Source organism: Exiguobacterium sp. (assembly GCF_020832205.1).
Taxonomy (GTDB): Bacteria; Bacillota; Bacilli; order Exiguobacteriales; family Exiguobacteriaceae; genus Exiguobacterium.
In genome coordinates, this window is sequence record NZ_JAFIFD010000031.1 from 1 (window position 1) to 18,050 (window position 18,050).

Here is an 18,050-nt window from a genome sequence, read left to right on the forward strand (position 1 = left end):
GGCTCCCGATAAAGGAGACGGCTTTTTCTGTGATTGTGGCATCACGTGAACAACGAGACGATCCACCTGATCAAAATCCCGACGAGCGCGAAATCGGAGTCTCCGAACGTCGTACTCTCGAAACCGAGATTGCCAAGAAGCGGCAACAGCAACGCCGGCAAGAAACTGATCAACAATCCGTTCGCAAACGCTCCGAGCAAGGCACCCCGCCGTCCCCCGGTCGCATTTCCGAACACGCCGGCCGTCGCTCCCGTGAAGAAGTGAGGCACAAGCCCTGGCACGATGACCGCAAGACCGAAGAGCGGTAAGAAGAACATGGCGATCAATCCGGCCGTAAAGCTCGCCAAGAAGCCGATGATGACGGCGTTCGGAGCGAACGGGAAGACGGTCGGGCAGTCGAGCGCCGGTTTCGCGTTCGGCACCATCTTGTCGGCAATCCCTTTGAACGCCGGGACGATCTCCGCGATCAACATGCGGACACCTGCGAGGACGATGTAAACACCGGCCGCGAACGTGATCGCTTGAATGACCGAGAAGACGATATAGTTCGACCCGCCCGACAACTCACTCTCAATAAAGGCCGGACCCGCGAACAGGGCGACGACGATGAACAAGAGCGTCATCGTCAATGAGACGGCGACAGACGTATCTCGAAGGAAGCCGAGTTGCTTCGGTACTTTGATCTGTTCAGTCGAATGTTCTTTGTTCCCGGCATATTTCCCGATCGTTCCGGAAACGAAGTAACCAAGCGACCCGAAATGTCCGACCGCGAAATCATCCGACCCCGTGATTTGACGCACGAACGGTTGAAGTAGCGCCGGGAAGAGAACCATACACAGTCCGAGCAACACCGAACCGACCGCGACGAGGACGACACCGTCCAATCCTGATACCGAAAGAATCGCAGCGAGCAGACTCGCCATGAAGAGCGTGTGGTGACCCGTCAAGAAAATATATTTGAACGGGGTGAATCTGGCCAAGACGATGTTCATGATCATCCCGAATACCATGATCATCGCCGTCTCAACGCCGAACGCGTCTTGAGCGACGGCGACGATGGCTTCGTTGTTCGGAATGACACCGCGAATACTGAACGCTTCGTCGAACATCCGACCAAAGATGTCGAGCGCCGCAATGATGACACCAGCCCCTGCTCCGATGATGACGAATCCCATAATCGTCTTCAACGTCCCCGAAACGACGGACGCGACGTCTTTCTTTTGAAGCATGAGACCGATCAACGCGAACAGACCGACCAAGATCGCTGGTGTTCCCAATATGTCCCGCATAATCAAATCAAGCATACGTTATTCCCCCTCCCTGTCCCGAAATTGTACGTCAGAGCTTGTCGCTCAACTCGGCTTTGATTTGTTCGATATCCATCACGTTCTCGAGTGCGACGATCGTCCGTGTCCCGTCATCTAGCGTCGTGATGATGTCTTGTGCGCCGAGATAGATGTCAGCCGGTTCCGTTCGAGCCGTAGCGATGTCCGTGTGCGACACTTCCGCTTCTTTCCCCATCTGATCGAGCGCTTTTTTCACGTTCAACTCCATGATGAAACTCGACCCTAACCCGTTTCCACATACAACTAAAATCTTTTTCATGATTTATTCCTCCTCAGAATATTTAGTGATGACTTGTAACATTTGTTCAATCGATTCAGCGTGCATGACTTCTGTTAAATCGGGACCGTTACTGAGCAGCTCTGTCAGTTGCGCCAACGCTTTTAAATGGGTCGTCTGATCGATGGCCGCAAGGACGAAGAAGAGACGGACCGACTTGTCAGACGGAAAGACGACCGGTTCTTCGAGCTTCAAGACGCTCATGCCGAGTTGGCGGACCCCGTCTTCCGGTCTTGCGTGCGGGATGGCCACGTCAGGCATCAAGACGACATACGGACCATGCTGCTCGACGTTCTCGATCATCGTCTCGACATATCTCGCTTCAATCGATCCGTTCGTCTCGAGTGGTTGAGCGGCGACCCGAATCGCCTGTTTCCAATCGTCCACCCGTTCGAGCAGTTGGACCTGGTCGTGCGTGATCAATTCATTCAACACTGGTTGTTCCCCCTCTGACCTCATCAGGTGTTTATTCGGATTGAGCAACATCCGCAACGCTTGCTTCAATTGCCTTTCGTTCGTGACGTTCGCATATTTTTTCACGATATCCATGACGTCTTCCACTTGGATGGGCTCGTCTGAGATGCGGTTGAAGAAACGTTGACCGACTTCTTGCTTCAAGGCGACTTGTTCGATCCGTGTCGGCAATGTCGGGACGAGCATCACGTGGGCCAACCGCTGTATCTCGCGAGGCAATGGCACGGTCGTGAAGACGATGTCGACGAGCGGGACGAACCGTTCAACGTCCCGCTGTGAAATCGGCGGCAAAAAAATGAACTCCGGAAACTGGTTTTTCAAAATGTGATCGAGCATATGAGACACGCTGACCCCGCTCGGACAGACGACGACCGCCTTCATCTTCTCATCGAGGTGTTGCCCTTGCCGATGAAGGTGGGCTGCGAAGTGAAGGGTATAATACATCACTTCGATTTTAGGGACGTCTTTGCCGAACCGTTGACGGAACGGGTCGAGTGACCGTTCCACGAGAACGTTCAATACTTGGTGCTCTTTCATCACGTACCGTTCCAACTCTCTCGGTGCCTCCAGGCCGGTGTATACGCGTTGCATCGTCGCTTTCGAATGAAGGACGAGCTTCTCGCACAGCGCTTCCCGTTCGATGATGAACGTACAGCTCAACGTCTCGAACCGTTCGATCACTTCCATCATCGCTGCCGCCAAGTTTTGTTGCACTTCCGCTTCCATCTCTTCTTCCACTTTCGGACCGCTCTTGACGAGCATGTCGAGCGTCACCCACAAGTGTGGCACTTGATTAAAATGTTGCCGGAGCGACTCATCCGTGTTTTCGGCTAAAATGACGTCCTCTTCATCGAGCGGCTCGATGCTCGAGAGACGTTGACCGATCAAGAGGAAGTAAGCGAGCTTTTCCCGGTGGCTCTCCACGAACTGAAATTGACGCATCTGTTCGTACGACTCGATCTGTTCTTGCAACCGTCCGAGTTCATCTCGCCACTCTGCGATGACCGCGCTGACGAGACGTTCTTTCGTCGATAACTCCATCATCCGTTCGACGGCTCGATACATGTAAAGCGCCAACGTCTGGGGATGACCGTTAAAGTGGTACCCGAGTCGCCGCGTATAGGCAAAATCGAGACCGAAATGAGCCGCGCTTTTCTTCACTGCATTCAAACTTTCCTGGACGGTAAACTTGGATACGTCGAGTAACTGTTGATAATGGACGGCCGATAAGAAGTCACGGCTCGTCAACGTATAAAATACGATCAACAATTCCCGTTCTTCCTCCGAAAAGACGAGATCGGCGCGTTCGATCTGTTCGACGATGCGCGGGTCATCACGAAGTTGAATCGATGTCTTCTCGATGACGAGCGGAGGAAGGTCATTGCCGCGCAACCATTCTTGAATCCGCTCCAATTCGTATTCGATGGTCCGTTTCGAATAAGGCAACATGACGGTCAGCAGCTGCAACGTCACGTTGTTCTCATGCATGAGAACTTGGAAGATCCGTTTGCTTTTTTCGTTTAGTAACATGGGTAGAGGCCTCCTACACCTTTAGTATACGATACGGAGCGAACAAAAATGTAAGCGTTTACGACAGGATTTTCGGGTCGTTCGTCCAAAAATTCTGTCTGAAGGGTACATGCAAAAAAGCGAGGGGACTTCTGTCCCCTCGCCACCATCACGCTTCTGTCATCGGGCTGGCTTCGTTGCGACGATAAATCGTCACACCACCATGCTTTGCCTCTCCGACGACTTGAAACAACCATTCTTTTTCAATCAACATCGAACGCACGGTCAAAAAATCTTCTTTCGGAACCGTGAGCTCCTCGACGGAACCGTCGAGCAACGCGCGCATGCGTTGTTCCCATTCGTTCATGTCAGGTTCCCCCTCTCATTCTGCGCATTCGCCCAAGCGAACAACCGCTCGCCCGTTTTGACGACGTTCCCGTCGATATATAAATCACCCGGAACGCGGGCGACGTCCGGAACCTTGCCGTTGCCGGCCAACATGACGTCGTCTCCGAGCTTATGCTGTAAATAACGGACCGCGAAGGCGACGGCTTCTTCGTCCGTCGTCGCACCGGCCTGTACGAGTGCCGCCTCGTACTCGGCGTCCGCTTGATTACGCTCCAACAAGACGCGTCCCCCTTGAAGCAACGCATAAGGCGGCAACGCGTCGACATGGAACACTTCGTACGCTTTATAATCCGTTTCGTCGCATGACAATAACGGAATGAACCGTTCGGCTGCCGTCCACTTCTTCAATTGGAACAACGTCCGCATCGGAGCGAACGACCGGGCTCCGGTTTGATCTTTCTCTACTAAAATCGTGGGCACGTCAGCCAAATCCGCTGCGTGGCGGTCCATGAACAACCAGTGTTCAACTTCTGCTATAAGTATCAATTACGTTTCCTCCCTAACCACCACTCCGAGGCGGCGATGACGACGACCGCGACAAGCCATCCTCCGAGGACGTCACTGAAATAATGGACGTTTAAAATGACCCGACTGAATGAGACGAGGACGACAAGGGACAGGACGAGCCCGATCCCCCACATCGATCTGTCGTTGCGATACATCGTAAACGCGAACAATCCATAAAGGGCGAGCGATCCCGAGGCGTGTCCGCTCGGGAAACTGTACGTCGTGGCGTCAAGCGCCGCATCGATAAGCGGACGTTCAATCCCATAGACGAGCTTCAGCCCTTGTGTCAATATGAGCGTCCCGATGACGACGAGCGGCAACCGGAACGCCTCGCTTTTCTCGCCGTTCCATAACCAATACAACATCCCGACGAATGAAAGCCCGATCAGTACGCGGACGCTGCCGAGTTCTGTAATATAGGCGAACGTCGGTCCGGACAACGGTGCGACCGCCTCATAGATGAAGTCATCGATCGGGATGGCCGCTCCTAAAACGACAATCACCGAGACGAGAGCGTAGCCCATCGTCCCGGCGATTGTCAGCATCTTCGCTCGGTCGTTCATCAATACAATCCTTTTCGTTCCCGCATCTCTTCTTCACCGAAGTCGGTCATGTCCCGCAACCGATGCGCGAGACGGCCTGAGGCGTTCGCGGCGATGGCGCCGACGAGGTCGTCCATGAACGTATGGACTTGACCGTCCTCCATCTTCGTATCGAGCTGTTTGATGATCCCGATTTTCGCTTTATCTAAGTAACCGAACGTCGTGACGGCGATCGAACCGTACGTGTTGACGGCTCCGATGGCAATCGTCTCATCGACCCCGAACAGTCCTTCGTCCGAGGCGACAATCGATAGGAGCGGCTCCGACAATTGTCCGCGCTCCGCTAACATGTCGAGCTCCGAGCCGACGAGGATAGCGTGTTGGAGCTCACGCTTTTCAAGCACGGCCTCGACCGAGTCCATGCAATCTTTTAGCGATAAATGGGGCGAGTATGGGGCTTGCATTTGATAGACGATTTCACCGATCGATTCGATGGATACGCCGCGCTCAAGCAAACGGGCCCGGGCGGCCTCTCTGACGTCTCGTGAGTGTGGTACATTTTTCATAGTTTGCGCGGGCGCTGGTCCCGCTACACATCCTTTCGTATCGAGAGCGGTTCACGCTCTCACCGTACTTGATTCCATTATACTGAAAAATTGAAAAAAAGACTAAGCCCGCTTTGACTTCCCTTCTTAAATCGTTCATCATAAATGAGAAGACCACTATTAAAGGGGGAACTGGAATGAAGATTGGGGTAGTCTTATTTCCATCAAAACAAGTTCAAGACTTCGCCAACTCGTACCGTAAGCGGTACGATACGAAGTACGCCTTGATATCACCACACGTGACTATCAAAGAGCGGACCGAAGTGGACGAAGCCGACTTGCCAAAAGTGCTCGAGTATTTACAACAAGTCGCCGACGCGACGAAACCGATCCAACTGAAGATTGATGGCGTCCGTGCGTTCGCGCCGACAAACAACGTTCTTTACTTAAAAGTGTTGCCGACCCGTGAGCTGGCGGCGTTGCAACAAAAGTTGCACGAAGGCGTGCTTGACCAACCGCCGAAATACGAATTCCTCCCGCATATTACGATCGGACAAGACCTTGCCGATGCCGAGCTGTTCGACGTGCTCGAACGGATGCGGATGGAACAAGTCCATTTCGAGGAAACGATCACCCGGATGGCCGTCATGTACGAGCTTGAAAACGAAACGTGGAACGTCTATGAGACGTTCCGGTTCCGCGGATAATATTAAACGCTCCGGTCGACGAATCGACCGGGGCTTTTCTGTTGTTCTGCTTCTAACCATTCGTCTTGCCGAGGCCGAATCCGTTGGACCCGCTTAATGCGTGTCACTGGTTCGATGTTTGCCCGTTCAGTTGGTTGGACTTGGCGATTCCCGTATTGGACGACCGTGAAATCAATCTGATAAGGACCCATGACTTCCCCTCCCTCACAAGTCCTTACCCGAAACCGTTTCACGATAATACAAAAAAGAGCGCTTTAATGCGCCCTTTACCAAACTTATAAAATATGGTAGCCGCTGTCGACGTGAATGATTTCTCCCGTCACACCGCTGCCCATGCTAGACAACAAGAACAAGCCGGTCGAGGCGACCTCTTCTGCCGAGACGTTGCGTCGGAGCGGTGCCTTTTGCTCGAGCTCAGACAAGATGCTGTTAAAGTCACCGACGCCTTTGGCCGAGAGCGTACGGATCGGTCCCGCTGAAATCGCATTGACCCGAACGCCATGCGGGCCATACTCGTTCGCCAAGTATTTGACGCTCGAATCGAGCGCGGCTTTCGCGACACCCATCAAGTTATAGTTCGGGACGACTCGTTCGCCACCGAGGTAAGTGAGCGTGATGACTGAAGCATCTTCTGCGAAATAAGGCTTCGCCGCCTTGACGACCGCCGTCAAGCTGTACGCCGAAATATCGAGCGCCTGAGCGAACTGACCGCGCGTCATCTCCGAAAACTCACCGCGTAACGCTTCTTTGTCGGCGAACGCGATTGAGTGGGCGATCCCTTGAATCGTCCCGGCCTGCTCGTGGATCGTCCGGAACGTCGCTTCGATCGCTTCGTCGTTCGTGACATCGCATTCAAGCAACAGTGCTTCTCCGTTCAATTCAGCTGCGAGCGATTCGAGACCGGATTTGAACCGTTCGGCCGCATATGTGAGAACGAGCTTCGCACCCGCCTCATCAAGCGTCTTCGCAATCGCCCAGGCGATTGAACGTTTATTGGCGATCCCCATGACGACATACGTCTTATTCGTTAACGTTGGATAGATTGACATCGTAAACTCCCCTTTTTAGTACCTGGTGATAACATCTGTTATTAGATTACAGAATGGTGTCTGTTTTGTCAACCGACTCGGAACGTATTGCGATTTTTTTTGGTTATTGTAAGATAAAATACGTATAGAAAGGGTGACACGACTCCTCATGAACCGCATTCAATCATATTTTAAAAGCTTAGACGCGACGCTTTTGACAATCGTTTTTCTATTGATGATCATCAGTCTCGGCGCAATTTACACGGCACAACCGATGCTTCCGGTCCGTCTGCAAGGGATCAACTTCGCTTTCCAACAGGCAACCTGGTACGTCATCGGCTTCGTGGCGATGCTCGTCGTCATGACGATCGAATACGAGCAGCTTCGGAAGATCCATTGGTATTTATATGCGCTCGGCCTGATTTTACTCGGCGGGCTCATCCCGCTCCGCGATACGACGCTCGTTCCGAACATTAACGGCGCGTACGGCTGGTATAACTTGCCGGGCTTCAGCTTCCAGCCGGCTGAATTCATGAAACTGTTCTTGTTGATCACGATGTCGACGATCATCTATGACCATAACAAGCGGTTCGGCACGTCACAGCTCGACACGTGGCTGCTCGTGAAGCTCGTTCTCGTGACGCTCCCACCGCTTGGGCTCATCGTGACCCAACCGGACCTTGGGATCGGTCTCGTGTTGATCACGATGCTCGGGGCGGTTATCATCGTTTCCGGGATCGGCTGGAAATGGCTCCTCGGCCTGTTCAGTGCCGCCGGGCTAGCCATCGGCGGATTCATGTATTTGTTTTTCTTCCAATTTGAGACGCTGGCTAAAATTTTCCCAGGACACGCCTTGAACCGTTTCCAAGCCTGGATTTATCCGTACGAGTATTCGGATGACCTCGCGTTCCAGCTCATCAAGTCGCTCCAAGCGATCGGCTCTGGTCAAATGTTCGGTGCCGGATACGGCCAAGGACTCGTCTACTTGCCCGAGTCCCAGACCGACTTCATCTTCGCCGTCATCGCCGAGCACTACGGTTTCATCGGGGCTGCGATCGTGATCATCGTCTTCTTCTTGTTCTTGTATCGCATGATTCATATCGCGCTCGAATCGAGCAGTCCGTTCGGAAGTTATATCGTCACTGGGATCGTCGCCATGTTCACGTTCCAAGTGTTCCAAAACATCGGGATGACGATTGGAGTCCTCCCGATCACGGGACTTCCGCTCCCGTTCGTCAGTTACGGCGGGACATCGTTGCTTATGAACATGATTGCCGTCGGCCTCGTCATGAACGTCGCCTCGAAGTCGAAAACGTATATGTTCGATGATGATTAAACAACAAGCCCCGGCTCATTCGAGCCGGGGCTGTTTTGTTAACCGGTGATGTCGATGAAATCTTGCGGGAGCGACGCTTGAACGGTGAGCGTTTCTTTCGTCAACGGGTGCGAAAACGTCGCTGACGCGCTGTGCAGGGCGTGACGATCGATGACCGGTGTGCCCCCGTACATCGTGTCTCCAAGCAGCGGATGACCGATATGACGCATATGCACACGGATTTGATGGGTTCGTCCCGTTTCGAGCTGGATCGTCAGTGCTGAGACACCCCCGTGCACGACGGCTGCTCGAACGTGGGTGACGGCGTGTTGCCCTGCTTCGGTGACGACCCGTTCCATGATGGAATGCTCGGCTCGACCGATCGGCGCGTCAATCGTTTGCGGCTCGACGGCGCCTTCGGCGAGCGCGACATACGTCCGTGTCAATCCGCCCTTTTTCTGAAGCTCACTGAAACGATGATGGACGTACGCGTACTTCGCGAACAAGACGACGCCGGACGTATCGCGGTCGAGCCGGTTGATCACATGAATGGCCGACGATAAACCGATCTGTTCATAATATCCGAGCACGGCGTTCGCGAGCGTATCGTCCGGGTGGAGGCGCGACGGGATCGTCGCGATGCCGGGCGGTTTATCGACGGCGAGCAAATAGTCGTCTTCATACAGCACGGTGAGCGGACGTGTCGAGCGGACCATCGTCGCCGCGGGGTGTTCGACCGGGAAATGGACCGTCACCGCATCGCCTGGCGATACATCATAACGGACGGTCCGCGGTTCCCCGTTGACGAGGATGAGACCGCCATGCTTCACTTGGGTCAACATTTTCCGGGAGATGCCACAGTCTGTCATTAAAAAATCGCGCAGCGGGACGTTCGTCTCCGCGACGCGATGTAGCGTAAATCCGTACATCGGTTATTTCCCTTCTTCAATGAACGACTCGCGCACTCGTCTCCAAAACGGGAACGGGCGGAAACGGGCGAACGTCACTTTTTCTTTCGCGACCGCACAACGAATTGAGCGGACGTTCGACCATGACAACGCTTCTTGGTGGTCAAACGCCAATTCAAACTCCGTTTTCGTGTGCGGCGCAATCTTCACTTGGTGGTGTTTTGGCAAGAGCAGCGGCGACCCGATCGTCCGATAGACGAGGTTGTTGATCGACGCCATCTCCGTCACTTGAATCGCCTCGATCGACGGATGGACGATGGCCCCGCCGAGCGCCTTGTTGTAAGCGGTCGACCCTGAAGGTGTCGAGATGCACAACCCGTCCCCCCGGAACGTCTCGAAATAGTCGTCTCGAATCGACAAATCGCAGACGAGCGTCCGCTTATAGTTTTTAATCGTGCACTCGTTCATGGCGAGCTGGCGTTCGGTCGTCCCGTCCTCATAATCGATGAGCACCTCGACGAGCGGGTACGAGACCGGCTCGAACGATTCGCTCGTGATCATATCGGTCAGTTCATCGAGCTCGTCCGGTTGCCAGTCGGCATAAAAGCCGAGATGTCCCGTATGGATGCCGACGAGAAGCACATCTTCCAAGCGGTCGACGTATTCGTGGAACGCTTGCAACATCGTCCCGTCCCCGCCGACCGACACGACGATGCGCGGTTCGTTCGACACAGAATGTCCTGCTGCCGTCAACTTGTCCGTCAACTCACGCGCGATGTCAGCCGAACGCGCGTCTCCCCTTGCCACAATCGCAAACTGCATACTCTCTGCCCCCTAGTCTTGGTCCGTTTGGACGTTCATTTCTTTATCCCGGAACACTTGCTGTGCGTCTTGGATCTCGACTCGGAGCTGACTCATTTCGGCATCGAGCAAGAAAGCCGCTTCGGCGGCACGGCGAAGCCGTTCCTGCACTTCTTTCGGCATGTCCCCATCGTATTTATAATTAAGCGAGTGTTCGATCGTCGCCCAAAAGTTCATGGCGAGTGTTCGCACTTGCACTTCAACGAGCGTCGGGAACTCCCCATGAATCGTCTGGACCGGGTATTCAATGATGATGTGGTACGAGCGATACCCCGACTCTTTTTGATTCGTGATGTAGTTGCGCTCTTCAACGATTTTAAAGTCTGTCCGATGGTGGAGCAGTTCGAGGACGTGGACGATGTCGTCGACGAACTGGCACATGATGCGCAGACCTGCGATGTCCTGCATCTCGGTCGCCAAGTTGTCGTATGCGATTTGTTTCCGCTTCGCTTTCTCAAGGATGCTGCCGAGAGGTTTGACGCGTCCCGTGACGAACTCGATCGGAGAGTGATCGTTTTGTGAGTTATATTGCTTCCGAATCGCTTTGAACTTCACTTTCAGCTCGTCGACCGCGATTTGATACGGTACTAAAAATTGATCCCAATCCATTGATTGCATAGGCTGTCACCACTTTCGTTCGTTTCGGAAATTCGTGCTTTTTTCCGTATGTATCCGATAGTATGGTATCATAAACCAACAATTGTTCATAGAATGGAGCGACGACAAATGACCCAAGAAGTGGAAATTGAATTTAAATCGATGTTGACGAAAGACGAGTACGAGACGTTGCTCGACGCTTATCAACTCGCAGACGAAGTGAAATGGCAAGCGAACGACTATTTCGATACGCCGACGTTTGAACTGCGCAACCATGGTGCGGCTTTACGCATCCGCGAGAAGAAAACCGGTCTCGTCTTGACGCTCAAACAACCACACGACGTCGGACTGCTTGAGACGCACGCTCCGCTCACGGACGAGGAGGCCGAAAATTTATTCAAGTACGGGATCGTCCACGATGAGCAGATGAAAGAAGCACTCGCCCCCTTCCATCTGACCGGTCCGCTCGAACACCTCGGACGCCTCGAGACGAAACGGGCCGAAATCGAGACGGCAGAAGGGTTGCTCGTCCTTGACGAAAGTAATTATTTGGAGATTCGTGACTATGAAATAGAATTTGAAGTGACGAACGAGACAGCCGGCCGGATCGCCTTCCTGCGCCTCCTCGCCGAACACGGCATCCCGCTGCGTCCCGCCAAAAATAAAATTGTTCGGTTCATGGAAGAAAAGATGGGCCGGAGTGAAGGTTGAGCAGATACATTGCCAACCTTTTTTTGTCGTTGCTACAATGAGCATACGATATATTTGATTCTGTTTACGAGAGGAGGCGACACAATGGAACTTGAACAATGTAATGAGTCATCCTGTTCACTGGAAGAAACTGCTATCCAAGTCACATATAAACCATTAGAGCTATTCTATTTCGTGGATATATCGGACCCGGATGGACTTCACGTGATGACACTCATTAAAAAGCTCGAGCTCGAATACGGTCATTTGATTCGTTTTCGGATGGTCTCGACAGTTCCAAGTTGTGTTGGCGGATGTCAAGAAGAGGTTCGCCTTCTCACGATGATCAAGGCTATGGAATTACAAGGGAAACGTCATGCGATGCGCTTTTTGCGTCACTTGCATATTAACGACATCTTTTTGAACAAAACGACGCACGACGCTGATTTATGGGAAATCGCTCGTTCGTTTTCCGGATATGGTCTCGACATCGATGAGCTGGCGGCTGACATTCAGTCCAACCAACTGTTAAGCGCCCTCGCCGTCGACCACCAGATTTTAAAAGACTGGGAAATCGAGACGTTGCCGGCGCTCACATTCGTCACACGTGACGAAGCGCTGAAAATCGAAGGCGTCTATCCTTACGACGTCTATCAAGCCGTCATGGCCGAACTGCTTGGCTACGTCCCGAATCGTGAAACCGATTGGAACGTTGAAAAAGTGCTCAGCCATTATGACGCCTCGACGATTACCGAACTTGCGTTCATTTTAGAACTCGAGAAGCCGGTCATCGAACGAGAACTGAAAAAGTTGTCGCTCCAGCAACGTTGCCGCCCCGTACCAGGGTGCAGCGGACAAGCGTGGGCGACGAAAAAGTAAGACGAAACGAAAAAAAGCCCACGGCCGGGGAGCCGTGGGTTTTTTGACGTCTCAAGCGGGGACAAGAGGCGTCGATCTCAACACCCGGGGAAGGTGTCGAGACGGGAGAAAGTTTACGGTCAATAAAGGGGTTTGTGATTGATTTCACACTTATAATATACCGAGCAACGCCTTCATTGACAAGCTGTTTGTTCACTTTGTCACATAATGTTCACGTAGCGTGACGATTATGAGAACAGGAGCGCCTCCATCTCATCGAGGACAGATTCGAATTGATCCAACGCCGCTAGAACAGGGGCTTTTGTCGTCATATCGACTCCGGCCGCTTTCAACACTTCGATCGGATAATCGCTTGATCCCGCTTTCAAGAACTGATCGATATAACGGCGAACGGCCGGCTCTCCTTCTTCCATGATCTGCTGGGACAAGGCAGCTGAAGCCGAGATGCCCGTCGCGTACTGGTACACGTAATAGTTGTAGTAGAAGTGCGGAATGCGGGCCCACTCATATGCGATTTCTTCGTCGATGACAATGTCGTCGCCGAAATAACGTTTGTTCAGTTCCAAATATGTCTCGTTCAAATATTCTGGCGTGAGCGAGACGCCATCTTGGGCCGCCCGGTGAATCATATGCTCGAACTCGGCAAACATCGTTTGGCGGAACAAGGTGCCTCGGAACGTTTCAAGCTGATTGTTGAGAAGGTACAGGCGCTCGGCCTTGTCCGTACGCGTCTTCAACAAGTAATCGTTCAAGAGCGCCTCGTTCGTCGTCGAAGCGACTTCGGCCACGAAGATCGAGTAGTCTCCATACGGATACGGTTGTGTCGCCCGTGTGTAATGGCTGTGCACGGAATGCCCGAACTCATGAGCGAGCGTGAACAAGTTGTTGACGTTGTCTTGCCAGTTCATCAAGATGAACGGTTGCGTGTCATATGCGCCGGACGAGTAGGCGCCGCTACGCTTCCCTCGCGTTTCCCGGACGTCGACCCATCGCGAGTCGAGCCCATCCTTGACGATTTGAACGTACTCGTCACCGAGTGGGGCAAGCCCATCGACCATCAGCTGTTTCGCTTCTTCATATGAGATTTTCATCTCCACGTCTTTGACGAGCGGCGTATACAAGTCGTACATATGCAACGCGTCGACTCCGAGCGCCCGTTTCCGGAGCGCGACGTAACGGTGCAACAGGTCGAGCCGTTCATTCACCGCTTCGACGAGACCGTCGTATACCGATTCGGGGATCGAATTGTGATGGAGTGCCGCTTGACGGGCATTTTCAAATTTCCGGACCGTCGCGTAGAAGTTATCTTTTTTCACACTTCCCGACAGCGTCGAGGCGAACGTGTTCAAATAGTCTTTATACGTGCCGTACATCGCCTTGAACGCCGTCTCCCGCACATCGCGGTCGCTCGACTCCAAAAATGTGATGTAGCGGCCGTGTGTCAGTTCGACGTCTTCCCCTGCCTCGTTCTTCACTTTCGGGAATTTCAAATCGGCGTTGTTGAGCATGCCGAACGTCGAGCTCGATTGTCCGAGCACGTCTCCCGCTTGAGCGAGCAGCGCTTCTTCAGCTTCTGTCAAGACGTGTGGGCGCTCTTGGGCCAACTCATCGAACGCGTGCCGATAGACGCGGAGGTCATCGTGTTCGTTCATGAACGCCTCGATTTGGCTTTCCTCGATGGCGAGCAGTTCTGGCGTCATGAAAGCGAGTTGCGCCGAAATTTGGGCCGCCAGCGTCCCCGCGCGATCGTTCAACGCTTGGTAATGGCTGTTCGCCGTATCCTCGTCGTAACGCATGTGGGCGTATGTATAAAGTTTATGCAGTTGCCGCGAGAGGTCGTCTCGCAGGCTGAGCGCGGCGTAGAGCGTGTCGGCCGATTCTCCGAGCTTCCCTTTGTACTCCATGAGAGCCGGTACGTTCGCTTTGAGCGCTTCAAAATCCTGTTCCCAAGCTTGATCGTCGGCATAGATCGTCTCTAAGCTCCACGTCTCCTCGACGGGCACTTGTTGTCGTGTAAGTACTTCTGACATATGTCCACTTCCTTTTCTCAGTTTGTATACGATTTCGCCATAAATCGCTGAAACCCTTGAAACAATCGAAAATCGCTTTGAAGCGCCGCCTCGAGTGTCCTCGGCACGGGCCACCCTTTCACGTCAGGCGACAGATCGAACACGTTCAAGAGTTGTTTCCATTGTACTTCAAACCCTTCAATAAAGTCGCTTGTCGGGGTCACACCGAACTGGAGACTCGTCTTCTCGATACTCCACCGGACCGAGTCGTTCGGGAACGAACGCCGATTCAAGTATAAGACGACTTGATAATCGAATGGGTGAATGTGAATTCCCCAGAGCGCCGGGAGCGGCAAATAGCAACACGTCGGCAGTAACGATGGCAACATCCCGATCGGATAGAGCCGCTCGAGCACCAAGCGCCGATACACGGCAGACGGATAAGGCGGTGTGACCCGACTCCGGCGTACGCGTTGCGTCCAGCGATGTGCGTCAAACCGATAATACGCCTCGAACGGTGACGTGTTAAAATCGTCTGCCGGGACCCAGTTGCCTTGCCCTCTCCGAAGCGTAGTCGGGCAGCCGACGAACCGGTAAAGCTTCCCACCCGCCGGAACGAAGAGCGCCTCGTTCCGCGCCAACTCGGCCCGCATCCATGGTGAGAACGCAGGCATCGGGTCCGGACTCATCCCGCTCGCGAGCCAGACGACTGAAAAGCCCGCAGCCGTGTAATGCGTTGTCCGTTGTCGGTACGTCTCTGCATCGAGCGGGGAGGCCTGCACTTCGACGATGAACGTCTCGCCATCCTTTGACGCCACCAAATCGGCCCGCCTCCCGCCGACGGTCACTTCTTGGTCGACATCATAGCCCCGTTGTTGCAACCACTGCCTGACGTTCCATTTATCCTGTTGGTGAGCGGCCGATTCTCCACGTCCGCATGAATGGACGTGGGCGAAATGGAGACGACGTTTCACTCCTTCCTTCAAGATGACGCGTTCATGACAGTCCGGGCACGAAAAAGGGGCAAGCGCTTCGAGTTGCCTCCGGTTCGCGATCCGGGTGTCTACATACTCCCCTGTCCGACCGATTGCACATCGCATATCGCTTCCCCCTCATAATAATGGTGAGAACATTCGAGCCAACGACTCGATCACTTTGATGAGAAATGGCCGTTCTGAAAAAACAGCCAAGTCTAGTTCGTGTGACCCTTCGAAATCTTTATACAAGTCTTGTTTCAGCTGATGGACCGAATTCGTATTATAGAGAAGCGCGTTCACTTCAAAATTCAAGTGAAAGCTCCGAAAGTCCATGTTCGCCGTCCCGATCGTCGCGAGCCCATCGTCGACGACGATGACTTTTGAATGCATGAACCCTTCCTCGTATAAATAAATTTTGACCCCGGCACTGAGTAACTCCTCGAAATAGGAACGACTCGCATAAAAGACAATTTTATGGTCCGGGTAACTCGGCAGTACGATACGGACATCGATGCCGGATAGCGATGCCGTCTTGAGCGCGCTCATGATATCTTCATCGGGGATGAGATAAGGCGAAGAGATGTATACCGACTTCTTCGCGGCATTGATCAATGCGAAGTAAATCGATTTCATCGTCTCATACGGCTCATCCGGGCCGCTCGCGACGATTTGCACGCCGCCGCTCGCACTTCTGACCGTTTCAAGTGGCTCGAGATAAAACGGCGTGAACAGCCGTTCCCCGGTCATGTAGTACCAGTCTTGCAAAAAGATGAGCTGTAACTCCGACACGCCTTCTCCTCTGACGTACAGATGCGTGTCACGCCAGAAACCAAATTTCGAGTGCTCCCCTAAATACTCATCCCCGACGTTCAACCCACCGGTGAACGCCTCTGTCCCGTCAATGACGACAATTTTACGATGGTTTCGATAGTTCGTCTTGCTCGAGACGAGCGGCAAGATGACCGGAAAGAACGCTTGCACATGGACGCCCGCTTGGCGCATTTCATCGAAGAACGCGCCGCTCGTATGAATCGAGCCGACTGCATCGTATAAGAACCTCACTTCGATGCCCGCTCGTGCCTTGTCGATCAAAATTCGCTGGATTTCCCGAGAAATACGGTCTTCCCGGAAAATATAGTACTCGAGGTGAATATGGCGTGTCGCCCCTTTCAGCGCCGGCAACAGCTTCGAGAACTTCTGTTCACCGTTCGTCAAGATTTGTGTGTACGTGTTCGAAGAAACGGGCAACTGATTAAGTGATGACGTCAAATGCATAAGCTTCTCATAATCGTCATGTGTGAACATGAGGGACGGAGAGAGCGTCATCGCTTTTTGCCGGTAAGCGAGGTACGTCTCTTCATCGAGCATCGCCTTTTCCGAGAACATGCGCTTGCGGCGATAGTTCTGCCCGAATACGAAATAGGCGAACAAGCCGACGACCGGAAAACCGATCATGACGATTGCCCAAATGAGCGTCCGCTGCGGGTTACGGTTCTCGAGCATGATGACGAGCAAAATACTGAACGTCGTCAAAAAGACTAAAATCGAGAACAAGCCGATCACTTGCGAGCTCCAGTAATATGATAATACGGCAATGAGTCCTGCGAGCAAAATAAGGGATAAGAGTACTTGTATGCGTCGCAACATATTATAAACTGACCTCGTTTCTGTCATGTATTATCATTAATTATACAACGTAACGCCATTATTTAGAGGGGAGCGGAAAAAATATGGGTACTTTTCTCATTACCGGGGCGACGAGCGGCATCGGACGCGCTGTCGCCTTGCGCTTAGCGGAGGACGGACATGACGTGTTCGGTGTAGGACGGGACGAGGCACGAGGGGAAGAAATCGCGGCCGCCTCACCACGCATCACGTTTTTGAAATGTGATTTATCCGATCCGGACGAAGTCGAGTCGCTGATGGACGGATTGAAAGACCGGAACATCACGCTAGACGGCTTGTTCAACAACGCTGCCACGTTCGGCCGTCCCGGGACACCGGAACGGCTACCGGCTTCGGCGTTTGACGACGTGTTCGACTTGAACGTGAAAGCGACGAACCGGATCATTCAGCGGGCGCTGCCGCTCTGTTCGACAGGAGCGAGCGTCGTCAACAACGCTGCCATCGTCGGTCACGTCAAATTTCCGCCGATGCTCGGTCCATACGCTGCCTCTAAAGCGGCCGTCATCGCTTTGACGAAGACGTTCGCCCATCGGCTGAAAGGCAAAGTCCGCTTCAACGCCGTCTGTTTCGGTCCTGTCGACACGCCGCTCAGCCATAAACTGTACGGCGGCGAGGCGAAGTTCAATGAAGCGATGACCCATCATTTCCGGGGCAATGCCGCCAAACCGGAAGAAGTCGCCCCGGTCGTCACGTTTTTGTTGACCGATGGGTCGAGCTACTTGAACGGCCAAGCCATCACAGTCGACGGCGGATATAGTCTTTCGTGACACAAACAAGCAGGCGAA

Annotated in this window: 20 protein-coding genes; 5 read left to right on the forward strand and 15 right to left on the reverse strand. The window is 53.2% G+C overall.

Annotation, left to right across the window (positions count from 1 at the left end; all coding sequences use genetic code 11):
* Positions 1–41: 41 nt before the first annotated feature.
* From JJU47_RS07155 to JJU47_RS07185, 7 genes are all read right to left on the reverse strand, one after another.
* Entirely contained in the window at positions 42–1,304 is a 1,263-nt protein-coding gene (locus JJU47_RS07155) for a PTS ascorbate transporter subunit IIC (RefSeq protein ID WP_228617639.1), read from the reverse strand.
* A 34-nt stretch (positions 1,305–1,338) separates the two neighbouring features.
* Positions 1,339–1,605: a PTS sugar transporter subunit IIB gene (locus JJU47_RS07160; RefSeq protein ID WP_228617641.1), complete on the reverse strand. Its 267-nt coding sequence runs from the start codon at positions 1,603–1,605 to the stop codon at positions 1,339–1,341.
* Between the two features lie 3 nt (positions 1,606–1,608).
* Positions 1,609–3,627, reverse strand: a complete 2,019-nt coding sequence (locus JJU47_RS07165; protein WP_228617643.1) for a BglG family transcription antiterminator — start codon at positions 3,625–3,627, stop codon at positions 1,609–1,611.
* 148 nt (positions 3,628–3,775) lie between these two features.
* Positions 3,776–3,973 carry a hypothetical protein gene (locus JJU47_RS07170; protein WP_228617645.1) on the reverse strand — a complete coding sequence of 66 codons (198 nt, stop codon included), beginning with the start codon at positions 3,971–3,973 and terminating at the stop codon, positions 3,776–3,778.
* Complete coding sequence (locus JJU47_RS07175; RefSeq protein ID WP_228617647.1) at positions 3,970–4,500, reverse strand: hypothetical protein; 531 nt, start codon at positions 4,498–4,500, stop codon at positions 3,970–3,972. Before JJU47_RS07175 ends, JJU47_RS07170 begins: the two co-directional genes overlap by 4 nt.
* Positions 4,497–5,084 carry a phosphatase PAP2 family protein gene (locus JJU47_RS07180; protein WP_228617650.1) on the reverse strand — a complete coding sequence of 196 codons (588 nt, stop codon included), beginning with the start codon at positions 5,082–5,084 and terminating at the stop codon, positions 4,497–4,499. Before JJU47_RS07180 ends, JJU47_RS07175 begins: the two co-directional genes overlap by 4 nt.
* Complete coding sequence (locus JJU47_RS07185; protein WP_228617652.1) at positions 5,084–5,629, reverse strand: phosphatidylglycerophosphatase A family protein; 546 nt, start codon at positions 5,627–5,629, stop codon at positions 5,084–5,086. The genes JJU47_RS07180 and JJU47_RS07185 overlap by 1 nt, the downstream gene beginning before the upstream one ends.
* 176 nt (positions 5,630–5,805) lie before the next feature.
* Between JJU47_RS07185 and JJU47_RS07190 the strand changes: the two genes are divergently transcribed.
* Complete coding sequence (locus JJU47_RS07190) at positions 5,806–6,315, forward strand: YjcG family protein (protein ID WP_228617655.1); 510 nt, start codon at positions 5,806–5,808, stop codon at positions 6,313–6,315.
* Positions 6,316–6,317: 2 nt separating this feature from the next.
* Here the strand turns inward: JJU47_RS07190 and JJU47_RS07195 are convergent, their stop codons facing one another.
* Together JJU47_RS07195 and fabI are read right to left on the reverse strand one after the other, a co-directional pair.
* Positions 6,318–6,506 (reverse strand): hypothetical protein, encoded by a 189-nt coding sequence (locus JJU47_RS07195; RefSeq protein ID WP_228617659.1) that lies wholly within the window; start codon positions 6,504–6,506, stop codon positions 6,318–6,320.
* A gap of 84 nt (positions 6,507–6,590) precedes the next feature.
* Positions 6,591–7,364, reverse strand: coding sequence for an enoyl-ACP reductase FabI (gene fabI, locus JJU47_RS07200; RefSeq protein WP_228617661.1), 774 nt, complete (start codon positions 7,362–7,364; stop codon positions 6,591–6,593).
* A gap of 148 nt (positions 7,365–7,512) precedes the next feature.
* Between fabI and JJU47_RS07205 the strand changes: the two genes are divergently transcribed.
* Positions 7,513–8,679: an FtsW/RodA/SpoVE family cell cycle protein gene (locus JJU47_RS07205; protein WP_228617663.1), complete on the forward strand. Its 1,167-nt coding sequence runs from the start codon at positions 7,513–7,515 to the stop codon at positions 8,677–8,679.
* Between the two features lie 38 nt (positions 8,680–8,717).
* On the opposite strand, the gene JJU47_RS07210 is transcribed toward JJU47_RS07205, so the two are convergent.
* The 3 genes from JJU47_RS07210 to yjbM are packed head-to-tail and all read right to left on the reverse strand — an operon-like array spanning position 8,718 to position 11,045.
* The gene (locus tag JJU47_RS07210; RefSeq protein ID WP_228617666.1) at positions 8,718–9,587 is read right to left on the reverse strand and encodes an RluA family pseudouridine synthase; all 870 of its coding nucleotides are present in this window, start codon (positions 9,585–9,587) and stop codon (positions 8,718–8,720) included.
* 3 nt (positions 9,588–9,590) lie between these two features.
* Complete coding sequence (locus tag JJU47_RS07215; RefSeq protein ID WP_228617668.1) at positions 9,591–10,388, reverse strand: NAD kinase; 798 nt, start codon at positions 10,386–10,388, stop codon at positions 9,591–9,593.
* 12 nt (positions 10,389–10,400) lie between these two features.
* A complete protein-coding gene (yjbM, locus tag JJU47_RS07220) occupies positions 10,401–11,045 on the reverse strand; it encodes a GTP diphosphokinase (RefSeq protein WP_228617671.1) in 645 nt (214 codons plus the stop codon).
* Between the two features lie 108 nt (positions 11,046–11,153).
* On the opposite strand from yjbM, the gene JJU47_RS07225 reads away from it, so the two are divergent.
* Together JJU47_RS07225 and JJU47_RS07230 are read left to right on the forward strand one after the other, a co-directional pair.
* Positions 11,154–11,735, forward strand: coding sequence for a CYTH domain-containing protein (locus tag JJU47_RS07225; RefSeq protein ID WP_228617674.1), 582 nt, complete (start codon positions 11,154–11,156; stop codon positions 11,733–11,735).
* Between the two features lie 207 nt (positions 11,736–11,942).
* Positions 11,943–12,593: a DsbA family protein gene (locus JJU47_RS07230; RefSeq protein WP_228617676.1), complete on the forward strand. Its 651-nt coding sequence runs from the start codon at positions 11,943–11,945 to the stop codon at positions 12,591–12,593.
* 227 nt (positions 12,594–12,820) lie between these two features.
* Here the strand turns inward: JJU47_RS07230 and pepF are convergent, their stop codons facing one another.
* Genes pepF through cls form a run of 3 tightly spaced genes read right to left on the reverse strand, consistent with a single transcriptional unit; the run spans position 12,821 to position 17,226 of the window.
* A complete protein-coding gene (gene pepF, locus JJU47_RS07235) occupies positions 12,821–14,623 on the reverse strand; it encodes an oligoendopeptidase F (RefSeq protein WP_228617678.1) in 1,803 nt (600 codons plus the stop codon).
* 17 nt (positions 14,624–14,640) lie between these two features.
* Positions 14,641–15,702, reverse strand: a complete 1,062-nt coding sequence (locus JJU47_RS07240; RefSeq protein ID WP_228617681.1) for a competence protein CoiA — start codon at positions 15,700–15,702, stop codon at positions 14,641–14,643.
* Between the two features lie 12 nt (positions 15,703–15,714).
* The gene (gene cls / locus JJU47_RS07245; RefSeq protein ID WP_228617683.1) at positions 15,715–17,226 is read right to left on the reverse strand and encodes a cardiolipin synthase; all 1,512 of its coding nucleotides are present in this window, start codon (positions 17,224–17,226) and stop codon (positions 15,715–15,717) included.
* 83 nt (positions 17,227–17,309) lie between these two features.
* On the opposite strand from cls, the gene JJU47_RS07250 reads away from it, so the two are divergent.
* The gene (locus JJU47_RS07250; protein ID WP_228617686.1) at positions 17,310–18,032 is read left to right on the forward strand and encodes an SDR family NAD(P)-dependent oxidoreductase; all 723 of its coding nucleotides are present in this window, start codon (positions 17,310–17,312) and stop codon (positions 18,030–18,032) included.
* Positions 18,033–18,050: the final 18 nt, after the last annotated feature.

Coding starts and splice junctions, on each gene's coding strand:
- JJU47_RS07155 (WP_228617639.1), bottom strand. CDS start 1,304: ATGCTTGATTTGATTATGCGGGACATATTGGGAACACCAGCGATCTTG.
- JJU47_RS07160 (WP_228617641.1), bottom strand. CDS start 1,605: ATGAAAAAGATTTTAGTTGTATGTGGAAACGGGTTAGGGTCGAGTTTC.
- JJU47_RS07165 (WP_228617643.1), bottom strand. CDS start 3,627: ATGTTACTAAACGAAAAAAGCAAACGGATCTTCCAAGTTCTCATGCAT.
- JJU47_RS07170 (WP_228617645.1), bottom strand. CDS start 3,973: ATGAACGAATGGGAACAACGCATGCGCGCGTTGCTCGACGGTTCCGTC.
- JJU47_RS07180 (WP_228617650.1), bottom strand. CDS start 5,084: ATGAACGACCGAGCGAAGATGCTGACAATCGCCGGGACGATGGGCTAC.
- JJU47_RS07185 (WP_228617652.1), bottom strand. CDS start 5,629: ATGAAAAATGTACCACACTCACGAGACGTCAGAGAGGCCGCCCGGGCC.
- JJU47_RS07190 (WP_228617655.1), top strand. CDS start 5,806: ATGAAGATTGGGGTAGTCTTATTTCCATCAAAACAAGTTCAAGACTTC.
- JJU47_RS07195 (WP_228617659.1), bottom strand. CDS start 6,506: ATGGGTCCTTATCAGATTGATTTCACGGTCGTCCAATACGGGAATCGC.
- fabI (WP_228617661.1), bottom strand. CDS start 7,364: ATGTCAATCTATCCAACGTTAACGAATAAGACGTATGTCGTCATGGGG.
- JJU47_RS07205 (WP_228617663.1), top strand. CDS start 7,513: ATGAACCGCATTCAATCATATTTTAAAAGCTTAGACGCGACGCTTTTG.
- JJU47_RS07210 (WP_228617666.1), bottom strand. CDS start 9,587: ATGTACGGATTTACGCTACATCGCGTCGCGGAGACGAACGTCCCGCTG.
- JJU47_RS07215 (WP_228617668.1), bottom strand. CDS start 10,388: ATGCAGTTTGCGATTGTGGCAAGGGGAGACGCGCGTTCGGCTGACATC.
- yjbM (WP_228617671.1), bottom strand. CDS start 11,045: ATGCAATCAATGGATTGGGATCAATTTTTAGTACCGTATCAAATCGCG.
- JJU47_RS07225 (WP_228617674.1), top strand. CDS start 11,154: ATGACCCAAGAAGTGGAAATTGAATTTAAATCGATGTTGACGAAAGAC.
- JJU47_RS07230 (WP_228617676.1), top strand. CDS start 11,943: ATGACACTCATTAAAAAGCTCGAGCTCGAATACGGTCATTTGATTCGT.
- pepF (WP_228617678.1), bottom strand. CDS start 14,623: ATGTCAGAAGTACTTACACGACAACAAGTGCCCGTCGAGGAGACGTGG.
- JJU47_RS07240 (WP_228617681.1), bottom strand. CDS start 15,702: ATGCGATGTGCAATCGGTCGGACAGGGGAGTATGTAGACACCCGGATC.
- cls (WP_228617683.1), bottom strand. CDS start 17,226: ATGTTGCGACGCATACAAGTACTCTTATCCCTTATTTTGCTCGCAGGA.
- JJU47_RS07250 (WP_228617686.1), top strand. CDS start 17,310: ATGGGTACTTTTCTCATTACCGGGGCGACGAGCGGCATCGGACGCGCT.